14 protein-coding genes and 1 pseudogene are annotated in these 11,174 nt (G+C 35.9%); 6 read left to right on the top strand and 9 right to left on the bottom strand.

Annotated features, from left to right (window positions below; all coding sequences use genetic code 11):
* Positions 1 to 122 precede the first annotated feature (122 nt).
* The 3 genes from E0D95_RS15545 to E0D95_RS15535 all read left to right on the top strand — a co-directional run bounded on the left by E0D95_RS15545 (position 123) and on the right by E0D95_RS15535 (position 2,285).
* Entirely contained in the window at positions 123 to 389 is a 267-nt protein-coding gene (locus tag E0D95_RS15545) for a DUF8583 domain-containing protein (protein WP_121980254.1), read from the top strand.
* A gap of 14 nt (positions 390 to 403) precedes the next feature.
* Positions 404 to 712, top strand: a complete 309-nt coding sequence (locus tag E0D95_RS15540) for a hypothetical protein (protein ID WP_001061745.1) — start codon at positions 404 to 406, stop codon at positions 710 to 712.
* A 247-nt stretch (positions 713 to 959) separates the two neighbouring features.
* Complete coding sequence (locus E0D95_RS15535; protein WP_002083777.1) at positions 960 to 2,285, top strand: protein kinase domain-containing protein; 1,326 nt, start codon at positions 960 to 962, stop codon at positions 2,283 to 2,285.
* A 75-nt stretch (positions 2,286 to 2,360) separates the two neighbouring features.
* On the opposite strand, the gene E0D95_RS15530 is transcribed toward E0D95_RS15535, so the two are convergent.
* Both E0D95_RS15530 and E0D95_RS15525 read right to left on the bottom strand, forming a co-directional pair.
* Positions 2,361 to 2,672: a BrnA antitoxin family protein gene (locus tag E0D95_RS15530; protein WP_004889528.1), complete on the bottom strand. Its 312-nt coding sequence runs from the start codon at positions 2,670 to 2,672 to the stop codon at positions 2,361 to 2,363.
* Positions 2,659 to 2,946 (bottom strand): BrnT family toxin, encoded by a 288-nt coding sequence (locus tag E0D95_RS15525; RefSeq protein ID WP_000438824.1) that lies wholly within the window; start codon positions 2,944 to 2,946, stop codon positions 2,659 to 2,661. The genes E0D95_RS15530 and E0D95_RS15525 overlap by 14 nt, the downstream gene beginning before the upstream one ends.
* A 388-nt stretch (positions 2,947 to 3,334) precedes the next feature.
* Between E0D95_RS15525 and E0D95_RS15895 the strand changes: the two genes are divergently transcribed.
* Together E0D95_RS15895 and chrA are read left to right on the top strand one after the other, a co-directional pair.
* Positions 3,335 to 3,532 (top strand): hypothetical protein, encoded by a 198-nt coding sequence (locus tag E0D95_RS15895; protein ID WP_035270385.1) that lies wholly within the window; start codon positions 3,335 to 3,337, stop codon positions 3,530 to 3,532.
* A 142-nt stretch (positions 3,533 to 3,674) separates the two neighbouring features.
* A complete protein-coding gene (gene chrA / locus E0D95_RS15510) occupies positions 3,675 to 4,868 on the top strand; it encodes a chromate efflux transporter (RefSeq protein WP_065033572.1) in 1,194 nt (397 codons plus the stop codon).
* Positions 4,869 to 4,948: 80 nt separating this feature from the next.
* Here the strand turns inward: chrA and E0D95_RS15505 are convergent, their stop codons facing one another.
* Together E0D95_RS15505 and E0D95_RS15500 are read right to left on the bottom strand one after the other, a co-directional pair.
* Positions 4,949 to 5,242 carry a type II toxin-antitoxin system RelE family toxin gene (locus tag E0D95_RS15505; RefSeq protein WP_000221358.1) on the bottom strand — a complete coding sequence of 98 codons (294 nt, stop codon included), beginning with the start codon at positions 5,240 to 5,242 and terminating at the stop codon, positions 4,949 to 4,951.
* On the bottom strand, positions 5,232 to 5,477 hold the full coding sequence (locus E0D95_RS15500; protein ID WP_000246756.1) for a type II toxin-antitoxin system RelB/DinJ family antitoxin: 246 nt from the start codon (positions 5,475 to 5,477) through the stop codon (positions 5,232 to 5,234). Before E0D95_RS15500 ends, E0D95_RS15505 begins: the two co-directional genes overlap by 11 nt.
* A gap of 242 nt (positions 5,478 to 5,719) precedes the next feature.
* On the opposite strand from E0D95_RS15500, the gene E0D95_RS15495 reads away from it, so the two are divergent.
* Positions 5,720 to 5,917: a hypothetical protein gene (locus E0D95_RS15495; protein WP_004282105.1), complete on the top strand. Its 198-nt coding sequence runs from the start codon at positions 5,720 to 5,722 to the stop codon at positions 5,915 to 5,917.
* Positions 5,918 to 5,983: 66 nt separating this feature from the next.
* Here E0D95_RS15495 and E0D95_RS15490 read toward each other — a convergent pair whose 3' ends face one another.
* From E0D95_RS15490 to E0D95_RS15470, 5 genes and pseudogenes are all read right to left on the bottom strand, one after another.
* A complete protein-coding gene (locus E0D95_RS15490) occupies positions 5,984 to 7,861 on the bottom strand; it encodes a potassium transporter Kup (RefSeq protein WP_121595056.1) in 1,878 nt (625 codons plus the stop codon).
* A 444-nt stretch (positions 7,862 to 8,305) separates the two neighbouring features.
* The gene (locus E0D95_RS15485; protein ID WP_000839336.1) at positions 8,306 to 8,830 is read right to left on the bottom strand and encodes a plasmid replication DNA-binding protein; all 525 of its coding nucleotides are present in this window, start codon (positions 8,828 to 8,830) and stop codon (positions 8,306 to 8,308) included.
* 78 nt (positions 8,831 to 8,908) lie between these two features.
* Positions 8,909 to 9,838, bottom strand: coding sequence for a replication initiation protein RepM (gene repM / locus E0D95_RS15480; RefSeq protein WP_000131200.1), 930 nt, complete (start codon positions 9,836 to 9,838; stop codon positions 8,909 to 8,911).
* Between the two features lie 211 nt (positions 9,839 to 10,049).
* Positions 10,050 to 10,301, bottom strand: coding sequence for a hypothetical protein (locus E0D95_RS15700; RefSeq protein ID WP_057050512.1), 252 nt, complete (start codon positions 10,299 to 10,301; stop codon positions 10,050 to 10,052).
* Positions 10,302 to 10,402: 101 nt separating this feature from the next.
* Positions 10,403 to 11,174 (bottom strand): annotated as a pseudogene (locus E0D95_RS15470) (MobQ family relaxase); the annotation flags it as partial.

Genomic DNA, 11,174 nt, shown 5'->3' with positions numbered 1-11,174 from the left:
GCAAACTTCGTTTGCATAAGTGCGCTCTTCGAGGAAAACATTACTATACATATAGCACCTTGAATGCATATTCAAGTGCGCTTATGTTAGGGATGGTTTCCCAGGATGATGGTATTGGATTAATGAGTATTACTGAAACACTAGACAGCAAGATTAAGGCACAGGAAGAAAAGCTAAAACAGTTAAAGGCTCAAAGACAGGCAGCACTAGCAAGAGAACGTGCTAAAGAGAAACAACAGACTCGTAAAGATGATACTAGACGCAAAATTCTAATCGGATCCTGTATGCTAAAAATCACTGAAGAAGATGAACAGGCACGGGCTAAATTGATCGCTCAGATGGACCGGTATTTGACGGATGAAAGAGACAGAAAGTTATTTAATCTTTAATGTAGAACTCTAATATGAATAATTTATCAATAACTTCTCCCAAGGCTCCCTTGATTAAATCTTGGTTTGGTTTTGTCTTAGGTGCAGCATCTGTTGCTATAAGTCTCTTTGGCTTATCCAAAAGTTTTGATTTAGCCGGAATTTTAAGTACTTTGGGTTTTTTATGTTTTTGGTATCCTTGGAGTCAAATGACTGGTTGGAAGGATCCAATAAAGAACTTTTTCAAAGTAGATGATCAATCAATGAGTAAATCATGCATCTACTTAACATTGATCGCCACAATACTACTTATAACTTCTACCGTGATAACTTTTATTAATTAAAATTCTAGGAAATATCCATTCATTTGGCTTTATACAAAGTGAGGTTTTTACCTCACTTTTTTGATTGCGTATATGAGATTTTATGTTAAATAAATGTTTAGAAGATTCAGGAACAAGACCTCTAGTATAATGTGTATTCTGTTAATTTTAGATTCAATTTTTTTCTATTATTAAAATACTTTAGCAGTATGTTTTTTTATTTAAAAAATAAATAAAATCAATATTTAAGTAAATTTTGGAACTCTACATGCAAGTGTTTGATCAAAGGTTTGAAGTAGTTCGTCTATGTAGTGACAATGGAGGCATGGGGTTAGTCTTATTAGTTAAAGATTTGACAGGAGAATATCAAGGAACTCTTGCTTTAAAATATTGTAGAGAGACTAGTGAGGAATATTTATCGCGCTTTAAAAGGGAAGTCCGTTTAGTCAGTAAATTTCAAGGTAATGAAAAAGTAGTTCAAATATTACATTATAATTTTGAACACTCTCCTCCATATTTCGTTATGCCATTTTATGAGCAAGGGGATTTATGCAAGCTTCATACAATATTAGCTAAAGATCATATTCAGCAAGAAAAGATTATAAATCAGATGATCGATTGTATTAGCGAATTGCATAGTGAGGGTATTTATCATCGGGATATCAAACCTCAAAACTTCTTAATTAATGGGGATCATATTGTTGTATCTGATTTTGGATTAGGTTTAGAGCCAAATTCAATTTCTAGATTTACTGTGAGTTCTGATTCTTGGGGTACTCATGGATTTCTTCCTCCAGAATTCCAAGATAATGGTTTTAAATATGCAGATGCCCAAGCTGATATCTTTATGTTAGGAAAAAGTATCTATGCATTATTAACCAATATTGACCCTACTTACTTTAGACAACATGAAAATATACATAGTTCATTACAATATGTATTAGATAAAGCATGTGCTCCTACAAAAGATAGACGTTTTAGTAACTTAGCGGAAATGAAACAAGCTATAGAGCTCAGCTTTGATGTAATATTAAAAAGAAGAGGAGCATTGGCAGAGGCTCAGGCACACTTAGAATTTATTAAAAATTTATTGAAATCAGAAGGGAGATACGAACCTAGTCAGATTAAACAGTTTGTAGATCAAATGCTTCATCTAGATGATGATGACCTATTCAAAGTTATTGAAGAAATATCTAGACCTACCTTCTTTAAAGTTTTATCTGATCCAAACCTGCAAAATACTTTGGGGGACTTCCTCAATCTTTATGAAAAATTTGTAGAGTCACAACACTATGCTTGGGCATTTGCTGAAACAATAGCTAAAATAATGCATATATTGATTAACTCAAAAGACGTTAACTTAGAGAATAAAGTTAAGGCCTTAGATTTAGCAATTAAATCTGCTGTATATATGAATAGATATGCTGCTATGGAAACTTGTGCCAATATTATTAAAAATATTGATAATGAAAATTTAGCGGAAAGAGTCGTTAATGTAATGCGTGATAACCAAGAGACGTTTGTTGATGATATAGAACGTAGTGCGTGTAAATCAGAAAATATTAGAAATTATTTGGAAGTGATTTCTCGTTAATCACTATTAAGTAAAAATTTTTAATATAAATTTCTTCTATTAATTTAAGAATGGGAGCTTAAGCTCCCATTCTTATTAATGATTTTTTAAATCTTTTAACATTGCTTCACGTAGAATTTTATTCATGCGTGTCTGATAGCCTTTCCCTTGTGCTTTTAACCATGCAAGTACATCAGCATCAAGACGAACAGAAGTTTGTTGCTTCACTGGACGATAAAATTGCCCATGACGAACTGCCTTACTCCAGTCGGTGATTTCAGGAATATCAGAAAGATCTAATTGATCATCAGGTACAGTTCCCTTAGCAAGTAGGCGTTCAATTTCAGCATCTTGCTTGTCGCTGAAACTTTTATTCAGCTCTTTGCGTGTATATCTAACCATGCTCATATTGATTTCGCTCCGCCTTAGTTACCTGTCTTGCACTAATGATTCGTATGATTTCACAGTCATCTTCGTCAAAGATAGTGTGAGCTACTAGTAGCATTAGTACGCCTTTTACTTTTCCAATGGTTTGCCAACGTTCTTCACCATCGGTATGTCTGTCTTGGATTGAGATCCTCAGTGGATCTTCAAAAACAAGGCTTGCAATTTCGAAAGAGATATCATGCTTTTTCTGATTCTTTCGATTCTTAGCCTCATCCCATTCAAAATACTGTTCCATAAAAAACATTCAAATTTGTATATACAATAATGTATCACAAAATTGTATCACTCAAGTTAATCGGTGTAATTTTTAGTCAAATTTATTGGCAAGAACTATCAAAACTGCTCATAAAAAAGCCGACTTGTTTCCAAGTCAGCTTTTCGACATCGTCGAGCATCACCACTATAACACAAGTGTATGATTTTTATATATTTAAAATATGCATTTCGTATAACGCCCATTATGTTAAATGGCCGGGTATTTAGATGAATAATAATGCTTTCAATTGGGTAAAGCTTGCAGAATCCTGCTGAATTTGTAATCCTTGCGCCCAAGGGTGTCTAGCTAAGCTGAGGCAGGTGTTTGTTGTAGTCGGGCTGCTACAATATTGATAAAGAGCGCCTGTATGTTTAATTTCAAGATTTTTAATAAAGTCTCTACGGAAGTATTGACGATAAAAAATGACCTCGAGCTTAATTCCGAAATCCAATTAATTAATAAGTATAAAACTGCTCATTGTGAGAACTATCGAAAAGCAATTATTTTGATCTTTAAAGAACGTGGTTACACTAGAGCAGAAATAAGCCAATTATTCGAGACTTAAGCTCAAATGCTTTCCAATATTTCAGATTTAAGTAACTATAATCATATTAAAATCTAAGACATAGATCGTTATCTTTTTCAGAATCAATAACGGTTAATCAATATTTTAGTGTTCCTTTTCTATTTCTTGATCCTAACTTTTTATGATTTCTAATACTTATAGTTTTTTTACTATTTTCCTGATTTTCTTGCGTCTCGGACTAACTTCTTTTGGAGGTCCAGCTGCTCATTTAGGATATTTTCGTGAAGAATTTGTGATACGCAGACAGTGGTTTAGTGATAGTAGCTATGCAGACTTAGTTGCTCTTTGTCAATTTTTGCCTGGGCCTGCTAGCAGTCAAGTGGGAATTGCTATTGGTTTTTATCGTTCAGGTTATATGGGAGCGTTAGCAGCATGGGTTGGTTTTACATTACCTTCGGCAATTGTTTTGATTCTATTTGCAGTAGGATTAACTTATTACGACAATAGTCAATTTGCAGGTGTATTAGAGGGCTTAAAAATAGTTGCAGTTGCAGTTGTAATACAAGCCCTCTGGGGAATGGCTCGTAGTCTTTGTCCAGATCCTCCTCGTATTACGATTATGGCTTTTACAGCTTGCTTCGTCCTTCTTATTCCGTCAATTTGGGGACAAGTATTAGCAATTATTATTTCAGGGATGATTGGATTACTAGTATTTAAGCAAAATACTGTAATAACTCATAATTCATTACCTGTATCTATAACGACACGGGCTGGATGGTCTTGGTTAGCTATATTTTTCAGCTTATTAATTGGATTACCTTTCCTAAACGTTCTTTTTCCAAATCAAATAATTTCATTAATAGATGCTTTCTATCGTGCAGGATCTTTAGTTTTTGGAGGTGGGCATGTAGTTCTGCCTCTATTACAAAGTGAGATTGTTTCAACTGGATGGCTAAATAACGATACATTCCTAGCCGGATATAGTCTCGCTCAGGCAGTACCTGGTCCTCTATTCACATTTGCTGCATTTCTTGGTGCATCAATGGAAGGAAGCTTTTCGAATTGGGTAATAGGCTTAATTTGTCTATTAGCTATTTTTATACCGTCTTTTCTTTTAGTATTTGGAATTCTACCATTTTGGGAGCGTATGCGTAATAATACACATATGAGAGCTGCATTATATTCTATCAATGCTGCGGTGGTAGGAATCTTATTAGCAGCTCTTTATCAGCCAATATGGACAAGTAGTATTTATAAATCTCAAAATTTCTGTATGGCATTAATAGCATTGATTGCTTTAATGTTTTGGAAACTGCCACCATGGTTCGTTGTATTAGCTGGTGGAATTCTAGGGGGATTATTAACTTATATTTAAAATATAAATAGTTAAAATCTCTAAAATTAACATAATACACCTTATATGAAGCCAAAAATGGGAGCTATAAGCTCCCATTTTTAGTCTTTAATTCGCTTTTTCGCTTCGTCATAAACTATGCTATCAGCTCGTTTTCCGACGGTAATGAGTAGGATAACTACCTGATCATCTTTAACTTGATAGACAAGTCGGACACCAGCTTTTAATAATTTGATTTTATAGCAACCTGCAAGATCGCCTCTAAGCATATTCTTTGGAATATGTGGCTGCTCTATGACTTTGGCTAGTTTCTTTTTAAATTGATCTCGTATAGCAACAGGGAGTTTTTCCCATTCTGCTGTAAAGTCCTTGTGACGTAAAAGCTTATAAGTCATCTAATGTGACTTCCTCAAACATCTCTTTAGGATCATTAATGCGCTTACGGACAAGAGCTAATAATTCTTCATCTTCTTCCGAAAGCAAAGCTTTTTTGACAGGCAGTTTCCCAGTCGTAGCAACATACTCAAGAATACTAGTGAAGAAATCCGTAGGTGCAATACCTTGCTCTTTAAGGATTGAATAAGATTTTTCTTTAAGGGCTTCATCGACCCTGAAGTTAACAGTAGCCATCATATCTCCCAGTTATTTAATGTATTAGGAGTACTGTAATGAAAATTGCATTACAATTCTATTTCTTATAACCGCCATTATGTTAAATGGAACCTTCTTTAGTTGAATATTCATACTTTCAATGGAGCAAAACTTGCAGAATCTTGTCTAATTTGTAATCCTTGCAGCCAAGGGTGTCTAGCTGAGCTAAGGCAGGTATTTGTTGTAGTCGGGCCGCTATAATATTGATAAAGAGCGCCTGTATGTTTAATTTCAAGATTTTTAATAAAGTCTCTACGGAAGTGTTGACGATAAAAAATGACCTTCAGCTTAATTCTGAAATTCAACTTATAACAAAATATAAGACCTCTACTTCTGAAGATTATAAAAAAGCAATTATTTTGATCTTTAAAGAACGTGGTTATTCAGCTTTAGAGATTGGTCAACTATTGGAAAATTAAAGTAAAAGATTTATTCTGATCAGATAGGCACCCTTATTTAAAGGTGCCTATTCATTTTAGAAATTCTTAAATTTCAATCTGACTACCTAGCTCTATCACCCGGTTAGAAGGGATTTTATAAAAATCACTGACAGGGCTGGTATTTTTTTGCATTGCGACAAATAACTTTTCACGCCATGTAGACATCTTGCTGGACAGACTTGGAATTAATCTTTCTCTAGAAACAAAGAAGCTGATATTCATTAAGTCATACTCAAGATCCAGTACTGAAAAAGCTTGTTTCAATGAATGAGGCACATTAGGCTCTTCTTTAAATCCATAATGGATCGTTATTCTGAAAAAACCATTCTCTAGTACTTCAGTAACGATTCGCTTAGCTTCATCAACATACGGGATTTCAGAAGTCTTGATTGTCACCAAAAAATTACGTTCATGCAGAACTTTATTATGCTTTAAATTATGTAAAAGCGCATGGGGTACGACTTGAGGCGTTCCAGTTAAAAATACGGCATTTCCACTCACTTTCTGACCTGTCTGTTCAAGGTGCTCAAGAAACACATTCAGTGGAAGCGTGTCCTTCTGCAGTTTGTCCTGAAGAATCTCTCTGCCTTTTTTCCAGGTCATCATGAGGGTAAAAACAATAACCGCAATAACGACTGGTACCCAGCCTCCAATCAGTACTTTTAATAGGTTTGAACTCAGCAAAACCAGATCAATAAAGGCGAATGGAATAATGAACAGTAAGACTTTCCATGTTTTCCATTTCCAGTAACTATAAGCCAGAAAAGCTACTAACAGTGTGTCACAGAACATGGTCACAGTGACGGCCAGACCATAAGCACCTGCCAACTTGCTGCTACTTTCAAATATTAAGATCAAGATGGTGATAGAGATAAACAGGAGCCAGTTCAGTAATGGAATATAAATTTGTCCAATTTCCGAAGCGGAGGTATGTAAAACTGTAAGCCTAGGTAGATATCCCAACTGTATTGCCTGTTTAGCCATAGAGAATACCCCACTGATTAAAGCCTGTGAGGCAATCACTGCAGCTGCAGTAGCCAGAATAATCATAGGATATAGAAGGGCTGAAGGCAGAAGCAGGTAAAAAGGATTGGTGATAGCCGAAGGATCTCTTAACAGTAATGCTCCTTGTCCAGCATAATTCAGCATCAGACATGGCAGTACAATTAAAAACCAGCCTAACTTGATCGGTAAAATACCAAAATGTCCCATATCCGCATATAAGGCTTCACCACCTGTTACTGTTAAAACCACAGCTCCCATCACAAAAAATGAAATAAGAGGATTGTTAATAACGAATAAAAAAGCCCAGTGTGGGCTGAATAATGCAAGAACAAATGGACTTTGAATAATACTCATAATGCCAATGGCACCAATAGATAGGAACCATAACAGGGTAATAGGACCAAAAAACTTCCCCATCATTGCAGTCCCATGTTTTTGAACGGCAAAGAGAGCTATAAGAATTCCAATACTGATTGGAATAATGAAGCGATCAAATGACGGGGCAGCAACAGAAAGTCCCTCAACTGCAGATAAAACAGAAATAGCAGGGGTGATGATACCGTCACCGAAGAATAAGGATGCTCCAATGAAACCTAAGATAATGATTGCCAGTCTTTTTCCACGGGACAATCCTTTTTGCCTAAGGTTTAAGGCGAGTAATGCCATGATACCCCCTTCACCATTGTTATCAGCTCTCATGATCACCAAAACATATTTAAGCGAAACAATTAAGGTAATGGTCCAAAAGATTAAAGAGAGAATTCCCAGGATATTAAGTTCATTAATAGGTAGCCCGCGTGTCGCATGAAAGCTTTCTTTTAATGCATATAATGGACTCGTTCCTATATCGCCGAATACTACTCCTAGTGCAGCCAGTGTTAATGCTGGTACTGCCGGCTTACTCACATTACTTTGCATATATTTGATTTACAAAATTGGGGAGCCTCGAATTTTATCATCTGGCTTCTCATGAAATTGCCTTGTACATAAAAACCCATACTTTCTTAGAGTGTTATAGTTTTTCTAGCTAAGCCTGCACTATATAGGTGCTATTTCACTTACAAGTAATCCAAAAATATATGATTCTTTAATAGATAATTTTAAGTTTTTTCTAAAATTAACATAATACACCTTATACGAAATGTGTTATAATTTTCCTTATAAATCAATGCTGTAGTTTCTAGTTTATAGCCCAATCACACCCGATAGGGCTTTTTTTATGATTTTTCATGTTCCACGCTTAATAAATAAGCAATGTTCCACGGTTTTATTCAGTTTTAATAAACCTCATCCGGTTTTTTGATGAGTCATTATTTCATGTGCTTGCACTGAAATTGGCTCATCAAAAAATTGGAGTCCTGGCTAACCATAAGGAAGGAAAAAACGGCTCAGGAAGCCTCTCTTTTTAGGTTCAGGCTCAATGTGTTCTGGGACAGGGATACGTTTGTTCTCTGGAGTAGTCAATCCGTCATCTTTAGGTGGAACGACTATTACCTCTTCCTTCATTTCTACAATGGGAGCTGATTGAGGGAGTTCGAGTTCACTAGGGTCTTGGATCTTTGGTTTGGGTGCTTCCAGTAGACGTTGCATCGTCTCAATTTGATTTTGATAAAAGGATTCACGCTCTTTTGCATCATCAAGCTGATTTTTCAGCATGTCTATCTGTTGCCTAAGTAGTAAAACTTCTGCCGAATTTGGACTGTCTATTTTTACAGACTCTTTTACATCTAGTTTTTTTGAAGGTTCGCCAAAAACACGGATAGCTTCAGCCAGATCAATTTTATTATCAGAATTTTTACTTAAAATTCCTTTCTTTATGTTGTTGTAAATCGTTTGTCTATTGATATTGTAAAGCTTAGAAAGCTCAAGAACTGTAAGGCTTTTCATGCTGTAAATCTATGCCTAACTCTGTCAAAAGTTGTTGTCTATTAGACTGCCTAATAGACAAATGATCAAGTATAAATTTTAGGCAGCTTGATAGCCAACTTTTTGAAGATAAGGGAATAATTCTTGGAATTTTTCACTATCTTGAAGCATTTCAGCAATACGTATAGCGAATTGTGGATAGCTTTCTGTACCCTGAGAATACTTACCCATTTCTGGTAGTTCGGAAAGTTTAGTAGCGAATAAGTGGCGTTGCTTATCTGTCATTCTCGAGAACAGATCAGTTGTATTAGGATCTCTATTAGTTTCTATAGATCGAATAGTTGCTTTCTTTGGCTTAAAGCTAAAAGAAAATCCTGAGATTGAACGACCTTTTTTATGCTGTTCGTATTTAACAGTTATATCTGAAAATTCGTTGATTTGATCTACTGCAATATCTAAAACACGTCTCTTAAATGCTTCCATTCGAGTGTATTCGTTAACACCTATACCAAGTTGGCTACGAAATTTATTTAATTCATAAACAGGCGTTTTCCCTACAGACTTCCATTGCATTAAGAGTTCATAAAGACGTACTGCATAAACGCTTTTGAAGTCAGCAGTTTTTTTCAAATGATAACTAGTAAAATACTGTTCAAACCCATCTATTTTAGTGACATGTTCAATTACCACACGAGTTAAGGTAACTAAAATTCTTCCTTCACCTTTCCGATAATTAGCATCTTGAATCCAGCGACTTTTTGTTAAAGTTCCATCTTCATTGGTAATCGTAAATTGTCTTTTAAAAAGAGAATCTTCTGCTTCAATTAATGCTAAATAAGCTGCATCTGGAGAAACGTTAAATGCTTTAGCATATCTAAGAGCATTTAATTCTAAAGGTTCATCTGTTGATAATCCTTGTCCAGTCTCACGAGCGTCTACAATTGCGAGCTGAAGTAAACGGGTTTCGCTTAAAGTAAGTGTCTGTAAAGCTTGTACAAGTTTATTAGATTTTACGACTAAGTCTGTCATGTCATTCTATTTAGCAACAATTTTATTGTGTTGCTATAACAACATAATAAATATTTGTTGTCAAATACCGAGGAAACGTTGCTATATAACCGAGGAAACGTTGCTATATAACCGAGGAAACGTTGCTATATAACCGAGGAAACGTTGCTATATAAAGCTTGAAAGCCTTATAAATAAAAGGATTCAACCGAGTTAAAAACATTTAAAAACTTTAAAAATAATTAAAAGCATATTTCATGAAAAATTGCCCTTGGTTTTCGCTTCGCTCAAACTCTATTGAATCTCGCTTTCGCTCGATTCGTCGGGGCAATTTTTGGTTCATATTGTCGTGAATTTGAGAAAAAGCAAAAGCAAGATGAAAAGCAAAAGCAAGATGAAAAGCAGCTCGGAATTCGCTTCGCTCATGAGCTTTTTTTCTCGCTACGCTCGATTTAGGAATCAAACTTGGAAAGTTCGCACCCATGCGGGATGCTCTGTCATGCAGGTGATTGATGGATAGGGAGCTTGTAATCAGGGAAAGGGATGGGCAAATTTTTTCAGTTCGCTCGTAGACACTCGCTCTGTTTAGCGACTCATGCCACGAGATTTCATTTTAGGCGCATGTTGCTGTGCTTTGAGCTGTTGTTCCTGTCTGAGTTTCATCTGTTGTTCTGCTTTGATCTCATCCACACATTTTTTAATGACTTGATAGGATGGGTATAGAGTCTGGTATTGCTTGGCTTTGGCTGGATGTTGTTGTTGGTACTGCTTCCAGGCATGTTCTTTAAACTTTTCATTCTCCAATAAATCCTTCACACCATGTTTTTTCTGGTGTTCATGCTGACCTTTCAGCTTTTTGTGTTCCTGGTAGATCTCATCACGTTGGGCTTCCCAGGCTTTTTTTCCAAACAGTAAGGGTTTGTTCTGGGTTAATTCGTTGTGTTGATCGACCAGGCTTTGCAATTTGTCATGACTTTGCTTGAGTCCGCTTTTCACGATCTCCTGGGCAAGGTGCTGATTGAACTCGTTTTGATGTTTGTGGTGCTTGGTCAGGTTTATTTCGGCTTGTTTGAGATTGCGCTGCATAAAATCCAGGTCTAGATTCGCGTCTTTTGCGCTGATTTCGCGATTTAGCACTTTACCAAGGGTTTCTCTCTGTTTTTCCTCAAACAGGGCTTTTTCGTCAATTGGTGGCGTTTTAGCGCTATTCTTGATTTGGATCTGCTGTTCTGTTTTCAGTGTGCTGAGTTTTATCTCATTTTCAGCAATTAGAACGCCCATATTTTTGTCGTATTGCAACTGAGCCTGATTTCTCTGTTTGATTTCATCATTGCTTCGGCTGATTTCGGTTTCGATG

This window comes from Acinetobacter ihumii (assembly GCF_900625095.1).
Classification (GTDB): domain Bacteria; phylum Pseudomonadota; class Gammaproteobacteria; order Pseudomonadales; family Moraxellaceae; genus Acinetobacter; species Acinetobacter ihumii.
The sequence above is the reverse complement of the archived record's forward strand: the minus strand, read 5'-3'. Positions and strand labels throughout refer to the sequence as shown.

Bases quoted from the DNA above. Each gene is read 5' to 3' on its own strand.
- E0D95_RS15545 (WP_121980254.1), top strand. From the start codon at position 123: ATGAGTATTACTGAAACACTAGACAGCAAGATTAAGGCACAGGAAGAA.
- E0D95_RS15540 (WP_001061745.1), top strand. From the start codon at position 404: ATGAATAATTTATCAATAACTTCTCCCAAGGCTCCCTTGATTAAATCT.
- E0D95_RS15535 (WP_002083777.1), top strand. From the start codon at position 960: ATGCAAGTGTTTGATCAAAGGTTTGAAGTAGTTCGTCTATGTAGTGAC.
- E0D95_RS15530 (WP_004889528.1), bottom strand. From the start codon at position 2,672: ATGAGCATGGTTAGATATACACGCAAAGAGCTGAATAAAAGTTTCAGC.
- E0D95_RS15525 (WP_000438824.1), bottom strand. From the start codon at position 2,946: ATGGAACAGTATTTTGAATGGGATGAGGCTAAGAATCGAAAGAATCAG.
- E0D95_RS15895 (WP_035270385.1), top strand. From the start codon at position 3,335: ATGTTTAATTTCAAGATTTTTAATAAAGTCTCTACGGAAGTATTGACG.
- chrA (WP_065033572.1), top strand. From the start codon at position 3,675: ATGATTTCTAATACTTATAGTTTTTTTACTATTTTCCTGATTTTCTTG.
- E0D95_RS15505 (WP_000221358.1), bottom strand. From the start codon at position 5,242: ATGACTTATAAGCTTTTACGTCACAAGGACTTTACAGCAGAATGGGAA.
- E0D95_RS15500 (WP_000246756.1), bottom strand. From the start codon at position 5,477: ATGGCTACTGTTAACTTCAGGGTCGATGAAGCCCTTAAAGAAAAATCT.
- E0D95_RS15495 (WP_004282105.1), top strand. From the start codon at position 5,720: ATGTTTAATTTCAAGATTTTTAATAAAGTCTCTACGGAAGTGTTGACG.
- E0D95_RS15490 (WP_121595056.1), bottom strand. From the start codon at position 7,861: ATGCAAAGTAATGTGAGTAAGCCGGCAGTACCAGCATTAACACTGGCT.
- E0D95_RS15485 (WP_000839336.1), bottom strand. From the start codon at position 8,830: ATGAAAAGCCTTACAGTTCTTGAGCTTTCTAAGCTTTACAATATCAAT.
- repM (WP_000131200.1), bottom strand. From the start codon at position 9,838: ATGACAGACTTAGTCGTAAAATCTAATAAACTTGTACAAGCTTTACAG.
- E0D95_RS15700 (WP_057050512.1), bottom strand. From the start codon at position 10,301: ATGGGTGCGAACTTTCCAAGTTTGATTCCTAAATCGAGCGTAGCGAGA.